At 38.2% G+C, this 26,733-nt stretch carries 21 protein-coding genes; 8 read left to right on the forward strand and 13 right to left on the reverse strand.

The window, feature by feature from the left end:
* Positions 1-12 precede the first annotated feature (12 nt).
* Complete coding sequence (gene sylA, locus IGL17_RS11660; RefSeq protein WP_016618045.1) at positions 13-465, reverse strand: transcriptional regulator SylA; 453 nt, start codon at positions 463-465, stop codon at positions 13-15.
* A gap of 192 nt (positions 466-657) precedes the next feature.
* Between sylA and IGL17_RS11665 the strand changes: the two genes are divergently transcribed.
* Positions 658-1,350: a hypothetical protein gene (locus IGL17_RS11665; RefSeq protein WP_002406031.1), complete on the forward strand. Its 693-nt coding sequence runs from the start codon at positions 658-660 to the stop codon at positions 1,348-1,350.
* Between the two features lie 71 nt (positions 1,351-1,421).
* Here IGL17_RS11665 and IGL17_RS11670 read toward each other — a convergent pair whose 3' ends face one another.
* Positions 1,422-3,083 carry a SulP family inorganic anion transporter gene (locus IGL17_RS11670; RefSeq protein ID WP_016618047.1) on the reverse strand — a complete coding sequence of 554 codons (1,662 nt, stop codon included), beginning with the start codon at positions 3,081-3,083 and terminating at the stop codon, positions 1,422-1,424.
* 176 nt (positions 3,084-3,259) lie between these two features.
* Here IGL17_RS11670 and IGL17_RS11675 point away from each other — a divergent pair, with 176 nt between their 5' ends.
* On the forward strand, positions 3,260-4,327 hold the full coding sequence (locus IGL17_RS11675) for a choloylglycine hydrolase family protein (protein WP_010823971.1): 1,068 nt from the start codon (positions 3,260-3,262) through the stop codon (positions 4,325-4,327).
* Positions 4,328-4,430: 103 nt separating this feature from the next.
* Here IGL17_RS11675 and IGL17_RS11680 read toward each other — a convergent pair whose 3' ends face one another.
* Entirely contained in the window at positions 4,431-5,843 is a 1,413-nt protein-coding gene (locus IGL17_RS11680; protein ID WP_010713756.1) for a glycoside hydrolase family 1 protein, read from the reverse strand.
* A complete protein-coding gene (locus tag IGL17_RS11685) occupies positions 5,836-7,137 on the reverse strand; it encodes a PTS sugar transporter subunit IIC (RefSeq protein WP_010713755.1) in 1,302 nt (433 codons plus the stop codon). The genes IGL17_RS11680 and IGL17_RS11685 overlap by 8 nt, the downstream gene beginning before the upstream one ends.
* Before the next feature lie 111 nt (positions 7,138-7,248).
* Here IGL17_RS11685 and IGL17_RS11690 point away from each other — a divergent pair, with 111 nt between their 5' ends.
* Positions 7,249-8,001: a helix-turn-helix domain-containing protein gene (locus tag IGL17_RS11690; protein WP_002372894.1), complete on the forward strand. Its 753-nt coding sequence runs from the start codon at positions 7,249-7,251 to the stop codon at positions 7,999-8,001.
* 46 nt (positions 8,002-8,047) lie between these two features.
* Here the strand turns inward: IGL17_RS11690 and IGL17_RS11695 are convergent, their stop codons facing one another.
* Both IGL17_RS11695 and IGL17_RS11700 read right to left on the reverse strand, forming a co-directional pair.
* Positions 8,048-9,256, reverse strand: coding sequence for a chloride channel protein (locus tag IGL17_RS11695; RefSeq protein ID WP_016618049.1), 1,209 nt, complete (start codon positions 9,254-9,256; stop codon positions 8,048-8,050).
* A gap of 207 nt (positions 9,257-9,463) precedes the next feature.
* Entirely contained in the window at positions 9,464-11,122 is a 1,659-nt protein-coding gene (locus IGL17_RS11700) for a PucR family transcriptional regulator (protein ID WP_016618050.1), read from the reverse strand.
* 127 nt (positions 11,123-11,249) lie between these two features.
* Between IGL17_RS11700 and IGL17_RS11705 the strand changes: the two genes are divergently transcribed.
* The 5 genes from IGL17_RS11705 (at position 11,250) to IGL17_RS11725 (ending at position 17,829) form a co-directional block, all read left to right on the forward strand.
* Positions 11,250-12,116, forward strand: coding sequence for a DUF2877 domain-containing protein (locus IGL17_RS11705; protein WP_010713751.1), 867 nt, complete (start codon positions 11,250-11,252; stop codon positions 12,114-12,116).
* On the forward strand, positions 12,094-13,653 hold the full coding sequence (fdrA, locus tag IGL17_RS11710) for an acyl-CoA synthetase FdrA (RefSeq protein WP_016618051.1): 1,560 nt from the start codon (positions 12,094-12,096) through the stop codon (positions 13,651-13,653). The genes IGL17_RS11705 and fdrA overlap by 23 nt, the downstream gene beginning before the upstream one ends.
* On the forward strand, positions 13,640-15,064 hold the full coding sequence (locus IGL17_RS11715) for a DUF1116 domain-containing protein (RefSeq protein WP_002355045.1): 1,425 nt from the start codon (positions 13,640-13,642) through the stop codon (positions 15,062-15,064). Before fdrA ends, IGL17_RS11715 begins: the two co-directional genes overlap by 14 nt.
* A 43-nt stretch (positions 15,065-15,107) precedes the next feature.
* Positions 15,108-16,289 (forward strand): hypothetical protein, encoded by a 1,182-nt coding sequence (locus IGL17_RS11720; protein ID WP_078126726.1) that lies wholly within the window; start codon positions 15,108-15,110, stop codon positions 16,287-16,289.
* A 100-nt stretch (positions 16,290-16,389) separates the two neighbouring features.
* Positions 16,390-17,829, forward strand: a complete 1,440-nt coding sequence (locus tag IGL17_RS11725; protein WP_016618053.1) for a helix-turn-helix domain-containing protein — start codon at positions 16,390-16,392, stop codon at positions 17,827-17,829.
* A gap of 5 nt (positions 17,830-17,834) precedes the next feature.
* Here IGL17_RS11725 and IGL17_RS11730 read toward each other — a convergent pair whose 3' ends face one another.
* The 7 genes from IGL17_RS11730 to IGL17_RS11760 form a co-directional block, all read right to left on the reverse strand.
* The gene (locus tag IGL17_RS11730; protein ID WP_016618054.1) at positions 17,835-20,387 is read right to left on the reverse strand and encodes a cation-transporting P-type ATPase; all 2,553 of its coding nucleotides are present in this window, start codon (positions 20,385-20,387) and stop codon (positions 17,835-17,837) included.
* A 149-nt stretch (positions 20,388-20,536) separates the two neighbouring features.
* Positions 20,537-21,799, reverse strand: a complete 1,263-nt coding sequence (sstT, locus tag IGL17_RS11735; protein WP_002359106.1) for a serine/threonine transporter SstT — start codon at positions 21,797-21,799, stop codon at positions 20,537-20,539.
* A 128-nt stretch (positions 21,800-21,927) separates the two neighbouring features.
* Positions 21,928-22,311, reverse strand: coding sequence for a potassium channel family protein (locus IGL17_RS11740; RefSeq protein WP_002355036.1), 384 nt, complete (start codon positions 22,309-22,311; stop codon positions 21,928-21,930).
* Between the two features lie 102 nt (positions 22,312-22,413).
* Positions 22,414-23,154: a tRNA pseudouridine(38-40) synthase TruA gene (gene truA / locus IGL17_RS11745; protein WP_002409191.1), complete on the reverse strand. Its 741-nt coding sequence runs from the start codon at positions 23,152-23,154 to the stop codon at positions 22,414-22,416.
* Positions 23,155-23,397: 243 nt separating this feature from the next.
* Entirely contained in the window at positions 23,398-25,179 is a 1,782-nt protein-coding gene (locus IGL17_RS11750) for a hypothetical protein (protein ID WP_016618056.1), read from the reverse strand.
* 151 nt (positions 25,180-25,330) lie between these two features.
* Positions 25,331-26,257: an anti-sigma factor gene (locus IGL17_RS11755; RefSeq protein WP_002380928.1), complete on the reverse strand. Its 927-nt coding sequence runs from the start codon at positions 26,255-26,257 to the stop codon at positions 25,331-25,333.
* 2 nt (positions 26,258-26,259) lie between these two features.
* On the reverse strand, positions 26,260-26,724 hold the full coding sequence (locus IGL17_RS11760; protein WP_002383292.1) for an RNA polymerase sigma factor: 465 nt from the start codon (positions 26,722-26,724) through the stop codon (positions 26,260-26,262).
* Positions 26,725-26,733 lie beyond the last annotated feature (9 nt).

Here is a 26,733-nt window from a genome sequence, read left to right on the forward strand (position 1 = left end):
GTCGTCCTTTCCTTAATAATTTCGAGCGTTCCCTTTTTTGACAAATTCCCAATCTTCGCTGACATTTTTACGCATCCGGACTAAGTAATCTGCCAATTGTGAAATTTCCACTTCTGACATACCTTGCAAAGCAACTTGATTCGAGTGTTGATTTTCGCGCACAATGATTGGATAAACGTTTTTCCCTTTTTCTGTGGCATAAATCCGCTTAATTTTTTTGTTGCTTGCATCTTCTTGACGATAAATAAAGCCTTGTTCTTCCAAACGCTTAATCGCCCGCGCCGCTGTGGTTCGATCAACTTTAATCAGTTCGGCGATCTTTTCTTGGATAATTCCAGGATTTTCACAGACCCTGACCAAATAAAGATATTGTCCTCGTGTTAAAGATAATTCCTTAAATTCGATATTACTGATTGAATCTAAGGCCCGCGCAATCATGCCAATTTCTCTTAAAATATCTGTCACTAGGACACTTCCTTTCGCTAATATTTTATGATTGTCATTACTTTAACTTATTTTTGTTGCAAATGCAACAAAAATAAGTATAAAAACTATAGATTTAAACAATTTGAGCATTCGTGAAAGTAAAATAATTATTTCTTTTGTTATATTAACAAGTAAGATAAAATTAGTTATAGCGTCTATAGGAGGAATAGTATGAAAAAATTATTTTGTGTTATTTTAGTTATTTTTTTAACAGGTTGTAGTTCTCAAAAAGCGAATGAACCTAAAAAACAAGAAAATTCTACCAATCATACAACATCAATAAAAAGCAGTACTAATCATTACAGTTCTAGCACAGAAACAAGCTCTAATAATAAACTAAAAGAAACTTCAGAAAGTGCCAGTACCACTCAGGCTTCGGCAAAGTCTAAAAATGAAGTATCCACAAATGTCGAAGAAGCAAATTCTTTAGAAGCAACACCTTATGCTGTCGATCTTAGTAGTTTAAACAATCCACTCGTATTTAATTTTAAAGGAATGAATGTGCCAACTTCAATTACGTTAGAAAACTTAAATTCAACACCAACTGCTACCTTCCGAACTAAATTGTTTGGGGCTGAAAATGGTCAAGTGAAAGAAGCCATTAATAAATATGAGCTATCTATAAATACAATTCCTACAAAAGAGATTAGAATATTTTCAGCGGCCGATAACAGTATTCGCACCGTTAAAGTAAATACAGAGTTAATTTTAGGAACTAATATTTCTTCAAACGATGAACAAAATAGATCGGGTACTTTATACTTATTCAACAATAAAAATGGTTCGATATCTTTAATCACTCCTAACTACGCAGGCAATGTTACGGATGATCAAAAAGACGTTATGCTAGAAGTAATTCAATAAATAACCTAAAAAAATAATAAAGAGAAAACTTCATACTTAGAAGTTTTCTCTTTATTATTTTTGAAAATGAATTATTGTTCTGCAACATGCACCGTTTGTAAAAATTCTGCGACTGAGAAATGGTATTCTTTCTCTTGATTTCCTTGAATGGTTCGAATCATTTTCTCAACTTCTGGTTGCAGAGCGGCAAACTGAACTTGTTGTCCGCGACCTTCTGCTGCGAGACAAAATTCTTCTAAAATATCTAACGCCGTACTATCAATGCTAGGAACTCCTCGCATTGAAAATACTACACCACTTTTTGTTTCCAATTGCAGTAACGTTTGTTTCAATCGTTCAGAAGACATGAAAAATAACGGGCCACTCAAATAAACCACCACCCAATTTTCTGTACACTCGGTCGGTACTAGCCCCATTCTTGACCAATCGACTTCCTCAACATTAATCGTAATCACGGCACTTTTCACAATGAAAAACAGGCAACCAGCTAAGACCCCTAAAACAATCGCTAAACTCAAGTCAAAAATAACGGTCGCTACCATCGTTAAAAAGAATAAACATAAGGCTGTGTGGAAACGTTTCTGGAAGAATTCTTTAATCACCGACCATTCATTCATTCGCCACGCTGTCACCACTAAAACACCAGCTAACGCAGGCATGGGAATTTTAGACATGACTGGCGATAAAAGCAACATCGATAACAATAAAAAAACCGCATGAAAAATACCCGCTAAACGTGTTTGTGCACCAGATTTAATCACTACGCTCGTGCGGGCAATCGCTGCCGTTGCAGGTACGCCACCGAAAAACGGCAAAATTAAGTTGCCAATTCCTTGTGCCACTAGTTCCTGATTACTGTCTAATGGTTTCCCTGTCATGCGACCAGCCGAAGCGCCACAAAGCAAACTTTCAATCATACCTAACATAGCAATGCTAATCGAAGGCACCAAAATATCCTGAAACGCACTTAATTGAAGTGAACCAAGTTCCAAACGTGTATCACTAAAAATACTTGTCGGAATTTTCCCTACAGTGGCCACTGGCAGTTGAAAAACCACTGTTGCTAACGTAGCTAAAATAATCATCACCAATGAAGCTGGTATCATCGCATTCCACTTTTTCGGAAAGAATACTAATCCAAGCACCACTAAAATCGACATAACCGTCGTTGGTATACTTAAATCAAAGCCCAATGAACGATAACTGCTGATTTTCTCAATTAAATTGTGTCCTTCTGAACGAACCCCAAAGAAATTATCAAGCTGCCCCAACGCAATAATAATAGCAATTCCTGAAGTAAACCCGGTAATGACCGGTGACGGAATAAAAGAAGTCAAGCTCCCTAAACGCAAAATCCCTGCCAAAAGCAAGAAAATTCCCGCCAAAAAGGTGGCCAACAAAATCCCTTGCATGCCATGCACTGCCGCAATTGACATTAAAATAGCTGCCATCGCACCTGTTGGTCCTGAAATTTGATAAAACCCACCCGAAAGGCTCCCAATCACAATTCCAGCGATAATCGCCGTGATCATGCCAGCTGCTGCAGTGGCGCCGCTGGAGACCCCAAACGCTAACGCTAACGGCAACGCGACGGCTGCGACAGTCAAACCTGCCAAGAAATCTTTTTTCAATTTTTTTTGATTATACCCTTTAAATTCATCCCTTATCATTTGTGTGTACTTTTTAAACATTCGCATCCTCTTTTCATGAAATTTCCATTCTAAAGATATCATATTTTCGGAAAGATAATAAGGTGTTTTGTGAAGGAAATCGCTAAAAAATTTTTTTCACCTCATTTAGACAAAATTGTCTAATATTTTAAGAATTTAGCCACCGCTGTTTCCTAGAGTATGATATGCTTAACTAGTAAACAGGCTTCACAAACTTACATTAATTGGGGGAAACTATTATGTGTACAGGCATCAAGATTATTTCCAAAACAAATGATATTTTTTATGGACGTACGATGGATTTTACGTTTGACTTTTTTGGCAACGAAGATCCAATTGCACCAAAAATCCCTACTCTAATTGCTCAATTTCCAAAAGGTACAGTTCTAAATAGCCAACTAAATCCTTGGACGGCAAAATATGCCTTTATGGGACTAGCAATGTCAGGCACAGATCAACCAGCGAACGATGGTAAAACCGTCAGCCTTGCTATCACAGATGGTATCAATGAAGCCGGCTTATCTGGTGATATTCAATATTTAATGGAATCTTCAACAGCACCTGCTGAAAGTTTAGCAGATCGTGGTTTAACACCTCATATTGCAGAAGAAGTACTCGCTTATATTTTGAGTAATTTTGAAAGCGTTGACGAAGTAAAAATAGCTTTTGAAAAAATCGGCCTGTTAGATCAAAAATTCCAACTTGATTCATTGGGGGAAGTTCATTTCACCTTACACTGGACCATTAATGATAAAAATAATAATAGTATCGTTTTGCAACCAACAGATAACGGAGCGTTCGTCATTTATGATTCGATTGGCGTAGTCACAAACAGCCCAGAATACAATTATCATTTAACCAATGCACGAAACTATATCGGGATGCGCAACTATGCTATTAAGGAACCTTACACTTTAAAATCAGGCGCAACACTTGACCCAATTGAAGGTGGGACTTCTTACGGACTATTAGGAATCCCAGGAGACTTCACTTCGCCGTCACGCTTCATTCGTGCGTTATACTATTCTGACAATCTCCAAGAATTTGATAGCTCTGAAGGGATTATGCAACTCTATCGCGCCTTCCAAACAGTGATGATTCCTCGGGGGATTGGCCATTTAGGTCAAAGTAATTCTCTGTCTGATTTCACACATTATTGGTCAGGATATGATGTGACTAATTTAACCATGTATGTCCAACCAGAAAGTACTACCTCATTTACAAAATACACTTTGGATCCAGCTTTAACAGAAGTTACTACTTTTGCTGTTTCTAACGAGCTACTACTAACAGATTTAAATCAATAAAAACACAAACAACGTCTCTGACCAGGTACTTAGTCAGAGACGTTATTTCGTTCATGCGTTTAGTTGTTCAGTTATTTTATCATACCACTCCGGAAAATAGAGCTTACAACTCTGCACCATTGGACTCAATGATCTTTTGATACCAGTAAAAAGAGGCTTTCTTTTTTCGAGCCAGCGTCCCCTGACCTTCATCATCTAAATCTACATAAATCAAACCATACCTTTTACCAATTTCTCCAGTTGAAGCACTAATTGAGTCGATGGCACTCCAGACGGTAAAACCAATTACTGGCACACCATCTAAGACAATCGCTTGTTTCACTGCCAGCAAATGTTGTTGTAAATAATCAATGCGATAATCATCATAAATTTCACCATTTTCTGAACAATGATCAACTGCTCCTAAGCCATTTTCAACAATCATAATTTCTTTCTCATATCGTTGATACAAACGATTTAAACTAATCCGCAGTCCCAGTGGATCCACTTGCCAGCCCCATTCAGATTGCTCTAAAAATGGATTTTTCCCTCCTGTTGCCATATTTCCTGCTGCTGTTTCTGGTGCAGTAGTCCAACTCATATAATAACTTATACTAACAAAGTCCACCACACCTTCTCGTAAGTCTTGTTCATCTTCTTCTGTAATAACTAGTTGGACACCCAGTTGCTCCAACATTTTTTTAGCCCACGGAGAATAATATCCTCGAATCTGAATATCACCAAAATAATAGGTTTCCTCATCATCCATCATTGCTTGAAAAACAGATTCAGGGTGACAATTGTGCGGATAAGTCGGGCCATACATAAGCATTGTTGCAAAACGATAGTTACTTGAATATTTCCGACCTAATTGAACCGCTTTTGCACTTGCTACTAACTGATGATGCGCCATTTGGAAAATTTCTTGATAATTTTCCGTATGAATCCCAGTAGAAAAATAAGGCATATACGTAATAACATTAATCTCATTAAACGGAATCCAATAGCGGACACGATCACTGAATCGTTGAAATAGCGCTTCACAAAAGCGTAAATAGAACGTAATGACTTGGCGATTTTTCCACGAACCATATTTTGTCACTAAATTTTCTGGTAAATCAAAATGTGAAATCGTTATAATTGGTTCGATTCGATGACGCTCTAGCTCGTCCAAAATTTTTTCATAAAATAATAAACCTGCTTCATTAGGCCGTTCCTCTTCTCCAGTTGGAAAAATGCGTGACCATTGGATTGAAAATCGAAGACTTTTAAATCCCATATCAGCGAACAGTTGGATATCTTTTTGATAACTTTCATAAAAGCCAATCGCTCGATGAGAAGGATAGTATTGATTTACATCCACTTGTTGAGTTATTTGACGTTTCTCCCCTTTTTTACAACGCAAAGCTAAATCTAAATTACTCAAGCCTTTTCCGTCACGGTTATAGGCACCTTCTACTTGAGTAGCAGAAATTGCACCACCCCACAAAAAATCATTTGGCATACTGCTCAATTGTTTTTTTTCGCTGCTACTCATTTTCTTGTTCTCCTGTCGCTAAGGTCTGCTCTTCTTTCACTGCTCGTTCATCAGCCATACGGAAAAACGGATAATATAACAACGTCAGAGCAATTACCACAGCAATCATTGCCAACCCAAAGCGAATGCCGCCATAGAAAGTTTCTGCAACAACTGGTGGTGTCACCCAAGGTAATTCAACCGTTGGATTATAGTAATTTAAGAAACCAACTTTATAGAATAAATGTAACACCAAACCACCGACAGCTGTTGAACTTACCAACGGAATAAAGAAAATAGGGTTCAGCATAATCGGAACACCGAAAATCAATGGCTCATTAATATTGAAAATACTTGGTACAACACCTAATTTACCAAGGGATTTGTATCGTTCTGATTTTGCTCTTAACATACAAAAGGCTAAACCAATCGTATTCCCAGTTCCGCCAACCATAATAATACTAGAGAAAAACATAATTTCTGGATAAGGCAACGCTTGACCAGCAATAAATGCATTAATATTAGCTAGAAAGACTGGCGCCATCACAGCAAAGAAAATATTAATAATTGGACTTGGATGAATACCAAAAAACCATAATAGATTTGCTAGTGTAAAGACTACAATAACCGTCATTGGTGATTGACCTAATGATGCAATTGGTTTACTCACTAGCTCGGTTAAAAAGCTCATCGCATCCCCCGAACCAGTATATGTGAAAATAGCTTTGACTAATAAAGCTACCACAAAAATTATCATGGCTACAAAGGTTGGACTTAACGAATCTGTCACCATCGTAGGAACGGAATCAGGTAATTTAATTCGTAAAAATTCTTTTTTCATTAAATAACTATATAACATAGTTACACCTAACCCGACTAGAATAGCTACAAAAATCCCGTCAGTTCCAATTGATGCTGTTTTAATGACAATTGTTTCTTCTCCACCTAATTTAACGGCAAACTGTGGTACCAAGATCAAGAAAAATGCCAAAGATAATATAACACTAGTGATGGGATTTTGTTTTTCAATCTTCGCAGTTTCATACGCAATGGTACAAACAATGTAAACAGCGTACAAGCCACTGGTCATAGCAATGACTTCTTGAATGATTGGAGCTAACCCAATGGATGTTAAAAATTCTTGCCAAATTGGAATAGGAAAATTCCCTACAATTGCGATAAAAGCAACCCCTAAAGAAACGGGTAAAACAGCCATCATCCCATTAGTTAGTGCTTGAATGACCTTACTTTTTTGCATTCTTTCAGCGATTGGACCAATAAACTTTTCTAAAAAACGTTGAAACTTATCAAACATACAATTCTCTCCTCTTTCTAATTTACGTTGAGTATACACCTTAAAGTTACTTCAAGGTAAAGCGGTTTTATAAACTAATTTTGTGTTATACTAAAATTGAGGTGAATGCTGATGAACCAAGACCATCTTTACTCGCTAGAAACGATTGCTTCCTTGTTGAAAATTCCTAAGTCCACATTGCGCTATTGGGAAAAAGAACGGTTGATTCATTCTGTTCGAGGCGATACAAATGATTATCGACAATACACAACAGAACAGCTGATTGCTATCTGTGAAATCAAGTTTTATCGCGACTTAAATTTTTCCATTAAAGAAATTAAAAACTTATATACCAACCCATTATCAGATACCCAGAAATTACTAGAAAATGCACGTCAAGATTTAGAAGAACGCATTACACAGTTAAAACAAATTCACAGAAACTTAATCACTTATCAACAAAAATATGAAGAAGTCAGCCAACTACAAGAGGAAGTCTTGAAAGAAGAAATACCGCCGTTTAAAACTCTTTACTATTTCCACCCTGCAAAAGCAGAAAATCTTTTGCTTTACTTGAATGATCCAAGTATTTTAGGCTTTGTTTTATCACCAGATGAACAAACTATTGAACATTTTTCAACGACTAATAAAGACAGCGCCGCTTTCCCTTTAGTCTTACACTGGGAATTCGATGCTTCTAAAAGCTACTATAGTCAACTGATTCGTATAGAAGAAAGTAGCAATCAGTTGCAGCCACAACAAATTCAGAAAAATCTAATTTACTTAAAAGAACAAGGCTATCAAGTCCATCAACTATTGGGCCGCTATCTGCTTTCAAAAAAACATCAAGATTACTATCAACTATGGTTTGAGTGTTCTAATTAGAAAAACGTCAAATCGGCTTAATCCCCTAAGTCGATTTGACGTTTTTCTAGTTACTCTTAATAATTTTATTTTTCAATAGCCATTGTAAAAATAACACAAGGACTACAACTGGCCAAAGCGTGATTGGGAAAAAGAGCCCCACAAAAATGCCTGGTACAAGAATCGTCCCTAAAATCTGGGTTGTTAAACTCGTAGCAAAAATTGCGACAACAAAAAGCGAGTCAATTGTTGGGAAAAATTGTGCGACCGCAAACCCGATTAAAATAGCTGAAAAAACGACGGGAAAAATATCGCCACCTATCCAACCTGTCTGTAAACAAACTTGTAAAAATACTAGTTTCATTATCGCAGCGACCACCAAGATATACCAGGCTTGTTGACTACCAAAACTAGGAACTAAATGCATAAAAGATTGTCCTGAAAATAGTAATCTTGGCATTAAAATAACAAAGAGAAAAATACAAGCTGCGCCTAAACTTACCAGTATGCTTTGCTTTTCTTCAAAAGGTTGGCATAGTTTAGCCAGAGCAGCTTGCAACCATTGATAGGCGTTACCAATCACAAAAGCAGTTAATAAAGCGGGTAAAATCAGCCATAACGAAGCCATTTCAACTTTTCCAGTTCCTAACTTCGTAATAAACGATGGGTGTCCCACCAATTTCATTAAAAAGGTAAACACCACCAACCCGTTCACAATAAATAACCCGTTCATCACTTGTTTCAGTTTCTTTTTATCTACAGGAGCGAGCATCGTATCGTAGCGCTGAACAAACTGTTGCGGATGCAGCAAGCGCTGAATTTTTGTCCTAAATGCTTGCTGTTCTTGCTCGTCATAATGAAAATAAAGGTACCTTAACTTATCAGATTGCCAGACTGACAACGAAATAATTGCTCCCAACAATGCGGCTTCAGGACCGACACCAGCCCCGAAAATTAAAATTACCAAGGCAGCCAATAAATTTCTAAACACTCCTGAATAATCGACCGATTGTTTCGCCTTCAATTCTGTCAGCGCCTCGTGCGCCGTTTGTGGTACTTGTCCGAAGCGTTTCTTCAGATAACTTAATACCAACGCTCCTAGCACACACAAGATAAAATAATAGAGGATTGGCCATTTCATTTGCGCTGGCAACACCTCCCAGAGCAGAGTCGTTAGCTCTCCTTCAATGATTAAAAACGCTCCTGAAATTCCCGCGATGATACTACTTAAAAATAACCCACTGACGATAATTGTCCACATTTTTCTGTTACGCATACTTCCTCCAAATGATAGTTGTTTCTTTATAGTAGCAGATAGTTAGTGGTTTGTGTTTGAAGATTTTGGGAAGGATTTATTTTTTTGAAAAAAATTGAGGTTATGAAAAGATTCCATTTTTTATTGATTAAATTATCCTTCTTGTATAATCGTTTCTTTTAGCTATATATATTCCATTAAATTAAAAACCGCCACTTATATTGCTTCTTAAGTTCCCACAAACAACGCCACTTCCAGCGCCAACAAGCCCACTTCCTTATCAAAATCCAACAGCACTAGCTGTTCAATTTTCTCCAATCGTTGTAACAAAGTATTACGATGAATAAAGAGCTTTTTGGCTGTTTGAGACAAGTTTCGTTTTGATTGAAAATAGACATTCAGTGTATGGACAAAATCGGTATGTTGCTGTTGATCACTTTTCTGCAATGGTTGAAGATATTTTTTTCTGAGGATTGCTTGTCCTTCTGCTAAAAAATAACGTTGCAATGTCTGTCTAAGATGAAAATTCGCGTAGGAAGCAATCCTCATTTCAGGTTTTTCTGCAACGAATTGGCGTTGAAAGGCTAAAACGTCAATCGCTTGTTGATACGATTCATGAATCTGGGTCAGACCTTGAATCTTAGGTCCTATTGTTAGGAAAAGTTCCACATCTTCTTGTACTTTCATTAACTGATTTATACTACTTTGTGCTAGGCGTTGCATCATTTTCAGATAATCGCCTTCTTTTTCAGGTGGATTTTCAACTAATAAGACAAAGGAACTGTCAATTTCAATACAAACAATTTTTTGTTTGTCCCCTAAGATAACTTGGTTTAGCTGGTTACCTAAAATAGACATTCTTTCTTGCCTTTGGCGTTCATTTAAGGTTAATGAAATTAGCAAAATCGCATAGGGCTTATCTATTGCCAAGCGATAATACTGTTGAAATTGTTGGAAAACAGCTTGATCCCTCTTTTCATGCGCAATCAGCTTAAAAAATAATTCGTTTCGTTGTTGGTATTCTTCAAATTTCCGTGAGTATTCCAATTGCAATTGTAAAAGTAAGTAATGAGCTGTGATTTTAAAATGAGCCACGTCGACTGGTCGTAATGGGGCCAAGGTGTTCCAGACGAGTAAATAATATAAAATAACATTTTTCTTTTTAATTGGATAAATTTCAATTGGCACCACTTGGTTCTGGAGTTTCAACTGTAAATGAATCGGTTCTTGATAAAAGCGTAGTAATGGATGACTTTGTTCCAGCAATTGTTTTTGGAACTCTGAGGTTTCTTGTCTATCTTCTAAAATGCTAGAAATACGAATTGGATTTTTAGGCAAGTCAAAAAAATTAACTCCTTCAAAGTGGTCATTCAATAACAAGACAGGATTTTGAATAGTTTCTGCTAGATCCTGCAGCAAATGAAAACTGCTACTTCCCGTTTCTAAGATTTGGTAAATTTTATTATGCAATGCGGTTTCTTGCGCATTCATGTCAAATTGTTCTAACGTGACACGACTTTTCAACACGTCAGCAATTTGCGAAAAGGTGTAATTGTAAGGAATTGCTAAAATAGGAACGTTCATTTCATCTGCTAATTTGATTAGGTCTGGTGGAACTTCTTCAAAATAACGTTGGGTTTTAAATCCTAAGGCAGCACAATGGTGTTTGGCTAGTTCTTTCAAAAAATTTTTCTGTAATTTCCGATCATCTTTAAATATGTACCCTGTCGTTAACAGCAGCTCACCTGCTGTTAGCCAATCTAAAATATCAGGATTTTCTAAAATATTGACTTTTAAAATCGGTTGGTCCTGATTTTTATGTCCTGCCACTAAGGTAATGCCAGGTAATTCTTCTAACGTTAATAAATCACTCACTTTTAACATCATTTATCCTCCCAATGTACAAATTGTCCATTCAAACTTGTAAATCAATGTCATTTTTAGCAATTGTTTAGCGTGCTGGATTCTTTTATTATGAAGTTGTGAAAGCGCTATTAAAAAGGAGGTCGTTGGAATGACAAAAATTTTAGCTTATGACCAAACGATTTTATCGAAACTCCCTCATCAAACATTGACTAGCTTGCAATGTTTTACGCACGCTATTAATTATGGTCATGTAGACACCCAAGAAATTCTCTTGACCATTTCAACGCATCCCGAACATATAGCACCTAACACGATTATACTCGATGAAAAAAAACTTAGCCATTTCGCTGATTTACCTGTCCAAATTGAGCCCCTGTTTATCCGGTTAGGCCGACGACAATTAACCCTAGCCGATGCCCAAATTTGGCAACCAACGCCACTTTATTTAACACCCAGTAAAACAAAAATAGCTATTTTTTTAACGTATATTCAGCAAACTCGTTTCAATCCTTGGCAAACGCTTTTTCCTGCTTCGTCGTCAACCTTTCTTTTTGATTCTTATAGTCGGACCCAGATTCAAAAAGAAATGGTTCATTTTCAACAAGCTTGGGAGCAAAAATCTTTTAAAATAGCTCTTGATTGTTTAACGAAGATTTTGGGATTGGGGATTGGTTTAACTCCCACTGGCGATGATTTTATCACAGGATTAATTGCTAGTTTTTCTGCATTACAGCAGCTTCCCTCGAATTTCCAACAGCTGGCTGTGCTAGCCAAGGAACGAACGAATGCGGTCAGTTATGCGGAAATCCATGAAGCAGTGAACGAGCGGTTTTCTCAGCTAGTTCAGCGTGTTTTTTTATCAATTGAAAGTGGAAATACAAACGAAATGGCTCAAGCGGTTTCAGCTTTAGAGGAGGTGGGCTCAACTTCAGGAAGCGACATACTTTGCGGCATTATTTTTGGTTTAAAACTATTTTGTGAGGAGAATAATCATGACAATTCAAACAGTAATTAAAGAGAACGCCTATTTTGATTCAGTTACTTTAATGACCATTTCAACACGAGCCAATGAACTGGCTGGAGTTAAAACCGCAATGATTGGGATGGGAACCGACATGAATCTTGAAGTGATTCGGAATGTTGGTTTATATACACCCGCCTTGGATCATGTTACAACGGGTGATTTATTAATTGTTTTAGATCTTGATGACCAAGCGAACTCAGAAGAAATTTTACAGCAAGTCGACGAGTTATTTACGAAGAAAAAGAAAACCGCTTCTTCTGAAGTAACCTATAAGACGTTAGATTCAGCCCTTCATGAAGAGCCTGATGCCAACTTAGTTGTAATTTCTGTCAATGGAAAATTTGCTGCACGGGAAGCGCATAAAGCTTTAGATCAGCAAAAACACGTCATGCTCTTTAGTGATAACGTGACGGTTGACGAGGAATTAGCGTTAAAACAAAAAGCACACGAAAAAGAACTGTTTGTGATGGGTCCTGATTGTGGAACAGCGATTATTAATGGCGTTGGGTTATGTTTTGCTAACGAGGTACGTTCAGGAGATATTGGAATTGTCGGCGCTTCTGGTACAGGTAGCCAAGAAGTTAGTGTCCAAATCCATAAATATGGTTATGGGATTTCACAATTAATTGGTACTGGTGGCCGTGATTTGTCTGCTGAAATTGGTGGGCTGATGATGCTTGACGGGCTGGATGCTTTAATGGCTGACGAACAAACTAAGACAATTTTGCTTATTTCTAAACCGCCTGCTCCAGAAGTAACAGAGAAAATTTTAAAAAAATTAGCTGTTTCAACTAAACCAGTTGTTATTTATTTTATCGGCAGTGAACAAACGGAACGAAAAATAGACAACGTCACTTTTGCTACTTCTTCTCTGGATGCAGTTCAAAAGGTGATTCAATTTAGTCAAACACAGGAAGCGGAAACCAGCCTCTATCAAAATCCGACAGGCGCAACGTTAACAGCCATCCAACAGCAACAAGCCCCTTCTCAAAAATTTGTTCGTGGGTTGTTCTGTGGTGGCACTCTTTGTGATGAACTTTTATATGCTTTAACAGAAGTCTCTGATGATGTTTATAGTAATATTCATAAAATTCCTGAACGGCAATTAGCAAATCCTGACCACAGCCAAGCACATACATTGATTGATTTCGGTGATGATCGTTTCACAGAAGGACGCCCACATCCAATGATCGATCCGACTTTTCGGATTACTCGCATTCTTCAAGAAGCCAAAGATCCTGAAGTGGCAGTTTTAGCGTTAGATTTTGAATTAGGTTATGGTTCTCACGAAAATCCTGTTGGCGTGTTAGCGGAGGCGTTAAAGGAAGCCAAAGCAATAGCGAAAGCAGATGGTCGTGAGTTAGCCATTATTGGCTATGTTTTAGGGACCGAAGAAGATCCACAAGATATTCATGAACAGCGGAAAATTTTAGAAGATTTAGAGGTTCTCGTTGTCGACAGCAGTCATCAACTTTGCGAAGCCACCAAAACTTTTGTAAAAGGAGCGAACGAACATGAGCAGAAATGATCTTTTTAAACAGCCTTTAGATACGATCAATGTAGGCATTGACTTTATTCATGAAGATATGAAAAAACAAGGGATTCCTTCACATCAAGTAAATTGGGCACCGCCAGCCAATGGTGACCCAGAGCTATTGAAATTATTGGATCAATTAAAAAATCCAACACTTTATGAAAAAATCCAACAAGCCAACGAAGAAGCGGTTACCCGCATTATTCAATCAAAACCTATTTTAGTAGGATTTGATAAAGCAATTAATGTCATGCCCGATATGACTGAAACGACCATTTTACATGCTGGGCCACCCATTACTTATGAAAATATGTGCGGACCGATGAAAGGTGCCGTTCAAGGAGCGCTTGTTTTTGAAGGATTAGCAAAAGATCTAGCTGATGCCGATCGGGTTGCTCGTTCTGGCGCGATTACGTTTTCTCCTTGTCATGAACATGATGCCGTTGGTTCCATGGCTGGCGTGACTTCTCCGAATATGTACGTTCATATTATCAAAAATGAAACGTACGGCAACACGGCTTTTACTAATTTAAGTGAACAATTGGCGAAAGTTTTACGATTTGGTGCAAATGATCAATCCGTCGTGGATCGCCTGATTTGGATGCGCGATGTTTTAGGTCCATTACTTCATGATGCCATGACTTTTTGTCCAGAAGGCATTGATTTACGCTTAATGCTTTCGCAAGCCTTGCATATGGGTGATGAGTGTCATAATCGCAATGTAGCTGGAAGTACGTTGTTAGTCCAAGCATTAACACCTTACATGGTTCAAACTGATTTTTCTCGTGAACAATTAAAAGAAGTATTTGAATTTCTTGGCAGTTCTGACTATTTTTCTGGTCCGACTTGGATGGGCGCCGCTAAATGTGCGTTAGATGCTGGGCATAATGTGGAGAATAGTACAATTGTCACCACCATGTGTCGCAATGGGGTCGAATTTGGGATTCGTGTCAGTGGGATTGGCGGAAATCACTGGTTTACGGGGCCTGCCCAACGGGTGATTGGTCCGATGTTTGCTGGTTACACACAAGAAGATGCTGGTTTGGATATGGGCGATAGTGCTATTACAGAAACATATGGTGTTGGCGGATTTGCTATGGCAGCTGCACCAGCAATTGTCCCATTAGTTGGCGGAACAGTGGCAGAAGCATTGAATTATTCAAAAGAAATGCTGGAAATTACTACGAAAGAAAATCCCAATGTCACGATTCCTGTTTTAGATTTTATGGGGATTCCTTCAGGCATCGATGTCTTAAAAGTCTTAGAAACAGGGATGCTGCCTGTCATTAATACTGCTATTGCTCATAAAGAACCGGGGATTGGTATGATTGGCGCTGGATTGACTAATCCGCCAGCAAATGTCTTTAACGAGGCACTAAAAGCTTTAGTAGCTAAAATAAACTAATTTCAAAAACTTAGTAAAATGTCATTTTTTTTGGAGCGATCATATGAAAAATAAATCGATCAATTACGAAGCCGTTTTAGCTCTTGTTGTAAAAATTTTTTTGGGAATGTTCCTGTATTGGATCATGAATGGCTTTCGACATGTGTCTAACTTTTTTCCTTACAATGACGTAGTTACCAAAGTGAATCAGCAGGGATTTTACAAATTTATCTATTTTGTTATGAACTTCACGGAAGGGGAATTTTACGGTGGACTTTTTACAACGCTTTTCTTACTAATCGGCGGTCTGATTGCTTGGCAACTTTATCGGAAAAATTCAAAATGGCAGGGATTTGCAATTGCTGGTGGCTCTGGTGCTTGGCCTTGGGTACTTGCTTCTCAGCTACTTTCCATCTTTTTAACTATTTATGTTTTTGATTTTACACGCTTTTTTACAAAAGAAGTGTTGTGGTTACCAACGTTTATTGTGGTGGTCGGCACGCCGCCAGCTTTAACGCTCGTTTATGGTCCTGGCTGGAAAAAATTAGGAACGATTTCTCTGTTGAGTGCGCTTTTCACCTTTCCGTTTGCCAATTGGCTGAATGCGCAATTGATGCCCCTTTTAAATGTACCTGGGACAGTTTCCAACGTTACCACAATGGCTTTTGTTGGCTGGATTGTTTCAGCCATCTGTCATCAACTTCCTTGGATGGTTCCTTCTGTTGCACCAATCGCTCAGAAGCGGCAAAAACAACCTAAAATTGAAAATACGCAAACCTTTCAATGGTCAATACGACGCACTTTTGCTGACTTCTCCGAAGCTTGGTTTTATGGAAATGAGTTAGTTGGAGGTTTGGTAATTCTAGGCGTTTTAACAGATTGGTTTGTCAATATTAATCATATTACAAATGGTTCTGGCTTGGTTCCTGACATTTTAATGGGACAAATGATTGCTTCGGCTGTTGGTGTTTTTCTTTATCGAAAACATTTCGCTGAAGAAGGTTGGTATCCAACGTTTATGCCACTGGTCAGTATTGTTCCTGGTGTGATTTTAATGATGGGTGGTGGCTTTTGGCTTTCCCTGACCATCGCCGTTTTAGCAGGAATCAGTGCGGCCCCTGTCGGTAGCTATATTGCTAAACGATTACCTCCGTTTGTTCCTGGTGCTGTCGGCTTTGTATCAGGAATGGCTGTTGTAACCATTTTATTGTCAGCCGTTTTGCATACATTTGATATTTTTGTATAGTGAATAAAAAGAAGCGAATGACGATTCGCTTCTTTTTTTAATTGACCAATCCCCTTTTTATCCGTATTCTTAAGCAAAAGGAGGTTTTGCCATGTACTCCATGTTAAAACGTGTGATAACGGAAAAAGATTTGCTTCGGCAAATTCGTTTGTTGGAACAGTTGTTAAATGTTCCCCAGCTGACAGCCAAGCGTTTAGCCGCGCAAATCCAAACGACAGAGCGAACCGTTTTTTCGGATTTACAGTATATTCGCAGTCAATTACCCGCCGACTGGTCCATTGAAACCGATAGCAGTGGTATTCGGTTACGTAATCAGGGGAATGCGCAAACCAATGAGCTTTGGTCATTATTTTTACCTCAATCCATTAGTATTCAGCTATTAAAAGAGCTACTATTTACGAAAGAGTTAGTGACAACTTCTTTTTTGAGCACTAGTGGTGTTTCTTATGAAACTTTGAAGCGACATATCAAAAAAATGAATCTGGCCTTACGTGATTTTCATTTAACGATTCAGCTAACCACGACGACCATTCAGCTAATCGGGGCAGAAAGCAATATTCGGATTTTTTATCACCGTTTGTTGGTGCCTTTTACTCATAATAATTATTTTTTTGACGATTATTCTATTCATGAGGAGCATTATTTTCAATTTTTGAAACAAGTTTACAATAGTGAGTTGACGGTGGAAACGGAAGAAATTTTTGGCGCTTGTTGGTTTTTTATTAACACGATTCGCAACAAAGCCAATTGCCGAGTGAGTCAATTTTCTTTTGACTCAAAAGATGTCTTGTTTCAACTTTATCAACCGTCCTTGGCAAAACTTTATGCTTCTGAAGGCATCTATTTGCAAGGAGAAGAAAGTTTTTTCGCCTTCTTTTGTTTCTTAGAAAGTTGGAATTACGATAATGTCTATGGCGAAACGTTGGCTTCTGCGCTCCACACTCATTACAGTCAGCTGCGAAAGTCGTTACAACAGTTTGTCACTAATTTGTCCACTGAAGAAGCCCGGCCTGATTTAATCCAAACAAATTTATTGGATAATCTGTTATTGTTATTCATTAAATATACCGAGTCCCCAACACTTTCTGAGCAATTTCAATTGGAATATCAAGAATTAATGACTGAACAAGCCGCGGAGGACCTTGCGTTATCAAAGAGCAACCAAGAACTTTTGGAGATTTTATCTCGCTACACCACGATTGAAGAACCAACTTATTTTCTTAGTTTGGCTTCTTTGTTAGAAAAACAAGCCAGTTATTCTATTCAGACGCAAACGATGACTGCCTATTTCCTCTTTCAAGGGGAACCTGCTTGGAAAGCTTTTTTACAACAAGAATTAGCTGCTTATTTAGGTACTCGTGTGAAATTACAAGCCATTGAATATGTGGAACTAAGCCAGTTGACGTTAAATGAAGCCGACATAATTATTTCCAATTTCCCCTTGGATCATCTTGATCTTCCTGTCTTTTATCTCTCTTTAATTCCAACAAAAAATGAACTCCGCCGACTAGCAGAGCTCACTCTTCATTCTTATTTTTAAAGGAACTAGCGAGGACATTCGCTAGTTTTTTGGCTTTCTTTCGTCATGAATCGTTTGGTTATATATTTTTCCCCTTCAACAAGGAAAAACAGACTCACAACATGGACGAAAATCATTGCTAATTGAAGGCCATTTAAAGAAGTTGTGCCAATTAATTGCTGCGCTACTGGCCAGTAAACTACTAGCGCTTGTAGTAAAAAGAGGATTCCTAATGAAGCAAACAACACTTTATTTTGGAAAAAGCCTGTGCTTAACGACGGATCAACCAACTTACGACAGTTGATCATATACGCTGCTTGCGCTAAGACGATACTTTGTAAGAGGAACGTTTGCTGTAAGGCTTGGCCCTCAAATTGTAACGCCATAAGGTAACCTGGTACCATAATGAGTACCGACACATAGACGATTCTAAAAATACTGTACTTTGTTAAAATGCCTTCGTTGACATCTCTTGGTGGTCGTTTCATGGTATCAGCACTCGCTTTTTCAAAACCTAATGCATAAGACAAAGTAATCGTAGTTACCATGTTTACCCATAATATCTGGACAGGTGTCAACGGTAGAGGATGATTCATTAAAAGCGCCCAGACAACAATTAAACCTTGTGCTAAAGAGGTTGGCAAGAAGAAGGTAATCGTCTTTTTCAAGTTATCAAAAATGCGGCGTCCTTCTTTCACAGCTTTAGCAATCGTATGGAAATTATCATCTGCCAAAACCATATCTGCGGCTTGTTTGGTTACTTCACTTCCTTTAATTCCCATGGCAATTCCGACATCGGCTTTCTTTAGTGCTGGCGCATCGTTCACGCCATCGCCGGTCATCCCGACAATTTCACCATTGTTTTGTAAAGCCGTGACAATTCGTAATTTATGTTCTGACGTCGTTCGTGCAAACACATCGACTTTTTGAACATGCTGAGCTAATTCTTCATCTGACATAGCATCAATTTCTAATCCTTCAAGGACTTTTTTCGTATGCTTTAAACCAACTTGCTCGCCAATGGCTTGCGCGGTATCTTTATGGTCTCCGGTAATCATTTTGACGGAAATACCTGCTTCTTGAGATTCTTTGACGGCTTGAATGGCACTTTCTTTTGGTGGATCGATGATGCCTGCCAGTCCAGCAAACGTCAATCCTGACAATGTTTCATGTGTCAGTTTCTGTTGTGACGTAACTGTCTTATAAGCGAAACCTAATACCCGTTGTCCTTTTTGCGCTAATTGCGCAGCTTGTGCTTGCCAAGCACCTTTTTGATTATCAGATAACGTAGAAAGTTGTAACAATACTTCTGGCGCACCTTTGACATAAATAATTGAACCTTCTGCTTGCGGATGGCGAGTGGCCATGTATTTGTAACTTGAACTAAACGGAATTTTCTTTTCTACAGGGCGTAAAGACAGTTGATCCTGATCAACATATTGTAGTAAAGCTAACTCGGTAGGATTCCCTTGCAAGTCAGCGATTTTTTGTTGGTCTTGTAATTTCAATTCTTGACAGTTGGCCATAATCTCTTTGACAATGGTCATTTCTTCAGTCACTACGTCCATTACCGTCATTTCATTTTTAGTTAGCGTTCCTGTTTTATCTGAACAGATAACTGTCATTGAACCTAATGTTTCAACGGAAGGCATGCCTTTAATAATCGCATTTTCTCTAGCCATCTCATGAACACCCATCGATAAAATCATCGTTAACACAGCAGGTAAGCCTTCTGGAATCATTGCTACAATTAATGCAATCATCGCAGAAAATAAGAGGCTCCATTCCATGCCATGACGAAAAGTGGTAAAGAAAATCAGAAACACGATCAAAACCATAATCCCTTGGAAAATTTGCTTGTTTAATTGGTGCATTTTACGCACGAGCGGCGTTGTTTTTTGATCTACTGACTGCAACGCGTGATTAATTTTTCCAACTTCAGTGGAATCTCCTGTTTCTACTACAACGCCCAAGGCTGAGCCCGCTTGGACAAGAGTTCCTGAAAAAGCCAAATTCTTTTGATCGCCTGTTGGCAATTCTTCATTCAAGGAACCGGTAATTTTCTCCACGGCTTCTGATTCGCCTGTCAAAATTGATTCTTCAATCATCAGATTATGAACATCAAATAAGCGCAAATCTGCTGGGACTACATCGCCTGCTTGTAACGTGACTACATCCCCCAGAACCAATGTTTCAGAAGAAACGGTTGTTTTTTGTCCATCAATTAGAACAACTGCCTCTTGGCCCATCATCTGTTTTAAACCGTCTAATGATTCTTCTGCTTTACGCTCTTGCCAATAACCGACAAAGCCATTGACAAGTACCACTAGAAAAATGATACTTCCTTCAACCACTTCGCCTGTGGCAAATTTTAGAATTGCTGCAGCGAGTAAGACCACCATTAGTAAATCTGTAAAATGTTTGGCTAGCTTTTGCCACGTTTTCAGTTGTTGTTTTTCTTCAATTTTATTTGGACCATTCGTTTGTAAACGTTGCTGACGTTCTTCGCTAGAAAGACCCGTTTGCTTCGTCTTAGTCTGCTCGATTACTTTTGTTGAGGAAAGTTGATACCATTTCATTTCGTGTACCTCCTATTTACTTGATACCTTTATTATAGAGAGGATTTTCTTCACAAAATGGTCGATAATTTCAGTGGCCCCTGAAAAAAATGGGGCCGAGATTATTAAAGAAAGGAACAACCCGCATTTTAGCGGGTTGTTCCTTTCTTTTAAATATTTTCTTGTTCGACCACCAATTGACTTTTGCCAATTAACGCTTTGACATCAATACTTTCACCATTTTTACGTCGGTCTGCTAACTCAACTGAGGTGGTAAACAACAAGTCACTAGAAGAGTTCAACGCTGTTTCAATGGAATCTTGGACTACGCCGACGATAAAGCCAACGCCGACGACTTGCATGGCAATGTCATTGGAAATGCCAAACAAACTACATGCAAGCGGAATTAACAACAAGGAACCACCAGCAATTCCTGAAGCCCCACAAGCAGAAACAGCGGCGATGATACTCAACAATAATGCTAAATAGATTGGCACGGACATGCCTAATGTGTGGACTGCCGCCAATGTCATAATGGTAATCGTAATGGCTGCGCCGCCCATATTAATCGTTGCGCCTAGCGGAATAGAGACCGCATAAGATTCTTCATTTAAATCCATTGCTTTCGCCAATTCCATATTAATGGGAATATTGGCCGCAGAACTGCGTGTAAAGAATGCGGGAATCGCACTTTCCTTTAATACAAAAAAGACTAACGGATACGGATTTTGCCGAATATTCCAAAAAACAATCGCTGGATAAACGACTAAAGCAACCACGGCCATCGTACCAATTAACAATAATAATAACTGGCCATACTTGGCTAACCCTGCAATGCCTGTGGTTGCCACCGAATGAAACACCAATCCCAGAATCCCAATTGGCGCAATGCCGATAATCATTTGAACGACCGTGGTAATCCCTGTCGAAAGATTGGCAATCACATCCTTGGTAGCGACCGAACTTTGACGTAACCCAATGCCGATTAATGAGGACCAAAATAAAACAGATAAATAATTGCCTTCAATCATCGCTTGAATCGGATTTTGGACAACACTTGTTAACACATTGCTTAAAACATCACTAAGTTGCGTTGGGGCTGCTTGCGCTTCTTGCGCCGCCTCCAAGACAATCTTAACGGGAAACAGATAGCTTGCCGTCACGGCAACAACAGCTGCCAAAAATGTCGCTAACAGATACACAACTAAAATTGATCCAACATATGTTTTCGCCCCAGCCTTTTGTTGGGCTAGCGACGCAATAATTAAGACAAAAACTAAAATCGGCGCAATTGCTTTTAAGGCGCCCACAAACAATTCACCAAGAACGCTGATGAAGGTCCATTCTGGCACCAAGAAACCCAAGGTGGTTCCAATCACAATCCCTATCATGATTTTTTGAATTAACGATAATTTCCGAATCGCTTTGACCATTCACTTCACGCTCCTTTAAAATAAAATACAGTTTGGGACATACTACCATAATTATTAAGATAAAAAAAGAGTGTTTCTCAAAAAACTTTCATTTTTCGAGAAACACTTGGTCAACTCCTCAATTTCGTCTATTTTTCTGAAGACTTTTCCGCTGAATGTTCTTTGTTTTTATGGTGATGGTGGTGATGACTTTGTTTAGAATACAAGTAGGATTTTGCTACGACCGAAATAAACATAGCCATAATCCCCAAGCCTACTGTAGCATAAACCATGGTGAAAATTTTTCCCAAGTCAGTAACTGGATGCACATCTCCATAACCAATCGTGGTTAACGTCATGAAACTTAAATATAACGAATCTAATGGCGACAATTTTTCCACTGTTGAATAAAAAATGGTCCCACTCAACAACGTGGTTGCCAATAAAAAGAACAAGGCACGAGTGTCTTCTTTTTTTAAGATACCTAAAAAAGATGAAAATAATTTTTTGACAGAAATAAGTAAAGATAGCAAAAAAATGACCTCTTTCTATTGTTAATCTCTTCTTAACGTTAGCACTTTTTAGATGAAGTTCAACTTTTTAATTGGTGTGGTTAAAGAAAATTTATTTTTTTGTTATTTATAATACACTTCATCTAAAAATAACCCTTGTGCAGGAGCCGTTTCACCTGCGCCTTCTCGGACTTTTGTTGCGAATAATTCGTCAATTATCGCTAATTCTTTGGTGCCTGCACCAATTTCTAAAAGTGTCCCAACGAGGATGCGGACCATTTTATGCAAGAAACCATTGCCCACAAAAGTGAACTGTAACATTTCGCCGCTTCTTTCAATCGTAATCTTTTCAATCGTTCGAGTAGTTGATTTTTTGGTTTTTTTCAATGCTGAAAAGCCAATAAAATCATGGGTCCCTATTAATTTTTGGCAAGCTTGTTCCATTTTTTCTTGATCCAACGCTTTGGGAAAGTGAAAACTATGATACCGTTCAAAGGCATTAGGAATTGGGCTATTCCAAACATAGTAGCTGTATTGTTTGCCTGTGGCGTTATACCGTGCATGAAAACGTTCAGGCATTTCTGTAACTTCTTTAACAACAATATCGCCAGGTAAATATCGATTTAAAAAGGATAACATTTCGGTTGTTGTTAGTGAACTAGTCGTTTTAAAATTCGCTACTTGACCACGTGCATGTGTGCCGGCATCCGTTCTGCCTGAGCCAATAATTTCAATCGGTTCACCTGTCATTTGTGTTAAAATACTTTCAATTTTCCCTTGAATCGTTTTCTCTGAATTGCCTAGTCGTTGCCAACCTGAGTATCTTTTACCATCGTATTCAATGGTTAATTTTATGTTGCGCATGGGCGAAGCTCCTTCGTATTCTTTTTCTCTCTTATCATAGCAGAAATAAGTGGATTTTTCTTCTTTTCCAAGAGAGCCTGGGACAAAAATCACTTTGGATTTTTGTTCCAGGCTTAAAAATTGATAAACGGCGGGAACAAAAGCAACTCCTTCGGAAATAAGCCGAAATTCTCCAAAAATTAAAGAACAATTTTCGGAAATTCCTTCTTATTTCTCGGAGTTAAACACTTCTGTCCCGACCTCTTAGTTTAATCCTGCAATTTTCAATTCTTCAACATTCGCTGCTTTAGCATTTTCAGTCACTACGGCTTTAAATGTCACTTGGTCGCCCTCTTTTAGGAATAGCGCCAGCGGACTGTTATTAGTTGTTACGCTAAAAATGGTTTTTTCATCTTCTAGTAAAAATGAAACTACCGTTTGCGCTTCCCCAGCTACTACTGAGACACGAGCTACTTTACCTTGCATCGTTTTCAAGTTGGCTTTGTCTGTATTTTCATTGTTGCTTCCTTTGGTTACTAATTCAATTCGATAAGCGTCTAATGCGCCTTGTGCCGTGTCTGCATCAATCACAATATCATTATCTACGGCGTTTATATAGACATATTTTTTGAAAATCCCTTTACTGTCCATTAACGAAACAATCCACGTTGGCACGCCATCAATATTATAAAGGACTGGCATACTAGCTTTCCATTTCTTTTCTGGATAAATTTTCGAGGCGATAGAAATGGCGCCATCACTATCCATAATGCCGACTTTAGTATCACGATAATACGTAACTTGGCCTGTTCGGGCATTGATTAAGGAATAACCTAAAGCGGAATCTTGGTCTTTTTCACTACTTGTAAAGTCCGTAAAATAAAGCAACTGGTTCCCTTCCTTGTTCATCATCGGCGTAATTTGTCCTGATGCATAAATACCATTTTCAGTTGGAATTTTAACATCTTTTTTGGCACCAAACATCGTCTGGTTCCACCAGCCTTGACTGTAACGACCAAAGAATTCATTTAAGCTATTCGCCGCTGAGCTAGTAATCGGCGCATCAACGAAACTTGGGGCTTTTTGACTGTCATAAACGTTAACTTCTCCTGTTGTAGCATTTAATACCGCCGTTTTAAATTCATTATAGTGCATGCGACCAGAAACCCCATACTCTTTGTAAAGCGTTTGAATATAGTAAGGATTCCCTTGGTCGTCCAGCTCTAAATTGATTGTGCCAGTTGCTGCATAACCTGGATAAGCGGAATAAATTTTTCGTGCGGCATCTTTGCCAAAGTAAGCTGAAGGAGTATAAACAATTGGTTTTTCTACAAATTCTGGCTGTGCGTTGATATCTGTCGCACTAATGATGAAATAGCCAGGTACTTCCCCCAGTTTTAGCCATTTAAAGAAGCTATTAAATTCGACTGTTGCTACATAAACATACTCGCCATTGACGACTTGTGCTGTTATACCATCCAAAGTAAACATATTGGAATTGGGAATGACAGAAAATTTTTGTAACATTTTTCGTTTCGCCGTTTGTGGTGCAATCGCAATGGGTGTTTCTTTCGCCGAAGTTAAAACTTCAGCTTTTTCTTCCGTTTTTAAAGGAATCGTTTGATAAATTTCATCAATAGAAGAAATTCTGGTAATACTACTGACAATGGTCAACAAAATCATTGCCAAAACGGCAACACCCAAAATTTTGCCAGACCAGTCTTTGTTAACCGTTTTGTTGGTATTCTTCCCTACTTCTTTGCGGCCCTTTTGGATACCAGGAACTTCGACTTTACTAGCTAAGCGCGTACTTAATAACACCCCACTAGCAATCACTGCGCCAATCAGATTAATCCATAACACGGTTGAAAGATTTTTACTTGGCAAAGTCACAAATAAAAAGATACCTAACAAGAGCAATTCCATCGCCATTAATAGAATGGTCCCCTTACTCTTTTTCCCTTTATTCGCTACAATTTTAGCGCCATTCGCAACTAAGATCCCGATACCAAAAAATAACGTTAACCCAATAAAATTAAAAAACATTCACTTGCCCTCCTCATAGATAAGTAAAAAAAGTGCTCCCACGCATTGTAGAAGCACTTCCTGTGATCCATTCTATTATAACGTTTTCTATTTTTACTGACAATATCGTTGAAGCAAAATCAGTCGGAAGGCTTAGAGTTCTGAAAAACGTTTATTTCTCTGGCTGAATATAGGGAACGATAGGTGCGGTCACGCCAATTGAAGCACCACGAACAAAAGGTTCATTTTGTAAGGCTTTGAAATTTTTAGTTTGTCCGGTAAGCATGACTCCCCAAATAGGTAATTTTTCGACTTTTTTATTTTTATTTTGTTGGATAAACTTTTGGCCTTCTTGATTGTCAGCAAACAACGGGGATTTTTCTAAGGTTTCAAAAAAGTGTTGCTTGTCGTTTTCAGGATCAAATATTTCGTTTTGATCGTCCATGCTTAATTGAAAACCATAAGGCAGCGTACCAGAAGGACCTTCTGCTTCATTAACCGTTTCGGAGTAAACATAGAGCCAAACTAAGTTGACATTGCTCGGTAACATTTTGCGGACTTCTTCATATGGATAAGGTTTATCAAAAGAAATCGCCACTTCCGCTACTTGGTTTTCCATTTTATCTAATTCACTTAATTCGTTTTTGATACCACCATAGTAATTGGTAATCGCTGGGTTATAAAAAGATGCTACTTTCTGCTTGGTTTGTCGGTTGTATTCATAAAAATTCTTAGAAGAATAATAGCTACCAGGATAGACTTCATTCCAGTCAATCGAATTTCTGAAAAAGCTATATCTGCTACGTAAATTACTCCACTCCACCGTGTAACCATCAATATTTTTTGAACGATTGGTCACAACTTCGCCCCCAAAAGGCGAACTATTAGCAATTACTTGGGAATCTAATTGAGTGTTTGGTGAAGCAATCATTTCTTGATCATTAATTACTTCTAGTAGGGTATGATAGTTTTTCGTCGAAAGTTTATCCATTCCCACAAAAAAACCGACAAACAATACGGCAAAACTAACAACGGTTATAGCACCAATCACGATAAATTGTTTTCTTTTCGCTTTACGAATACTTTTTTTTAAATCCACTTCTATTCCTCCAGTTCTTTTTTTAATTTTTGACGTGTGCGATACAATTTTTTGCGAACATTTTCAACAGATAATTCTAAAATCAACGCAATCTCGGCATACGATAATTGATAATAATATTTCAAAAGTAATAGTTCTTGTTCCTCATCTTTTAAGGAATCGATCAATAATAATAACTCTTGCCCTTCCATTTTTTCTATTGATTGCACAGGATGGCTGTTTGCCACAAAAGTGCGTTCTCGTTTCTTTTTTCGATACATCGTAATGTAGTAATTAAATGTTACTCGGAAAAACCACGGGCGTAGATTTTCTGATGTAATTTCAGGTAATATTGAAAAAATCGTTGTATACGTTTGCGACACTGCATCTTGTGCATCTTCAAGACTTGCTCCTCGGCGAATCAAGACTTGGATGACTTCTTGCCCCAAAGAAAATAGTACTTCGTCAAAATTTGCCTCCTTTTTCATCTGATTTCT

The organism is Enterococcus sp. AZ088 (genome assembly GCF_051714845.1).
Taxonomy (GTDB): domain Bacteria; phylum Bacillota; class Bacilli; order Lactobacillales; family Enterococcaceae; genus Enterococcus; species Enterococcus faecalis.

Excerpts from the sequence above, each read along its gene's own strand:
- IGL17_RS11670 (WP_016618047.1), bottom strand. The coding sequence starts at position 3,083 with ATGATATCTTTAGAATGGAAATTTCATGAAAAGAGGATGCGAATGTTT.
- fdrA (WP_016618051.1), top strand. The coding sequence starts at position 12,094 with ATGACAATTCAAACAGTAATTAAAGAGAACGCCTATTTTGATTCAGTT.
- IGL17_RS11720 (WP_078126726.1), top strand. The coding sequence starts at position 15,108 with ATGAAAAATAAATCGATCAATTACGAAGCCGTTTTAGCTCTTGTTGTA.
- IGL17_RS11685 (WP_010713755.1), bottom strand. The coding sequence starts at position 7,137 with ATGTTTGATAAGTTTCAACGTTTTTTAGAAAAGTTTATTGGTCCAATC.
- IGL17_RS11705 (WP_010713751.1), top strand. The coding sequence starts at position 11,250 with ATGACAAAAATTTTAGCTTATGACCAAACGATTTTATCGAAACTCCCT.
- IGL17_RS11680 (WP_010713756.1), bottom strand. The coding sequence starts at position 5,843 with ATGAGTAGCAGCGAAAAAAAACAATTGAGCAGTATGCCAAATGATTTT.
- truA (WP_002409191.1), bottom strand. The coding sequence starts at position 23,154 with ATGCGCAACATAAAATTAACCATTGAATACGATGGTAAAAGATACTCA.
- sstT (WP_002359106.1), bottom strand. The coding sequence starts at position 21,799 with ATGGTCAAAGCGATTCGGAAATTATCGTTAATTCAAAAAATCATGATA.
- IGL17_RS11675 (WP_010823971.1), top strand. The coding sequence starts at position 3,260 with ATGTGTACAGGCATCAAGATTATTTCCAAAACAAATGATATTTTTTAT.
- IGL17_RS11760 (WP_002383292.1), bottom strand. The coding sequence starts at position 26,724 with ATGAAAAAGGAGGCAAATTTTGACGAAGTACTATTTTCTTTGGGGCAA.
- IGL17_RS11690 (WP_002372894.1), top strand. The coding sequence starts at position 7,249 with ATGAACCAAGACCATCTTTACTCGCTAGAAACGATTGCTTCCTTGTTG.
- IGL17_RS11700 (WP_016618050.1), bottom strand. The coding sequence starts at position 11,122 with ATGATGTTAAAAGTGAGTGATTTATTAACGTTAGAAGAATTACCTGGC.
- IGL17_RS11715 (WP_002355045.1), top strand. The coding sequence starts at position 13,640 with ATGAGCAGAAATGATCTTTTTAAACAGCCTTTAGATACGATCAATGTA.
- IGL17_RS11750 (WP_016618056.1), bottom strand. The coding sequence starts at position 25,179 with ATGTTTTTTAATTTTATTGGGTTAACGTTATTTTTTGGTATCGGGATC.
- IGL17_RS11695 (WP_016618049.1), bottom strand. The coding sequence starts at position 9,256 with ATGCGTAACAGAAAAATGTGGACAATTATCGTCAGTGGGTTATTTTTA.
- IGL17_RS11730 (WP_016618054.1), bottom strand. The coding sequence starts at position 20,387 with ATGAAATGGTATCAACTTTCCTCAACAAAAGTAATCGAGCAGACTAAG.
- IGL17_RS11665 (WP_002406031.1), top strand. The coding sequence starts at position 658 with ATGAAAAAATTATTTTGTGTTATTTTAGTTATTTTTTTAACAGGTTGT.
- IGL17_RS11725 (WP_016618053.1), top strand. The coding sequence starts at position 16,390 with ATGTTAAAACGTGTGATAACGGAAAAAGATTTGCTTCGGCAAATTCGT.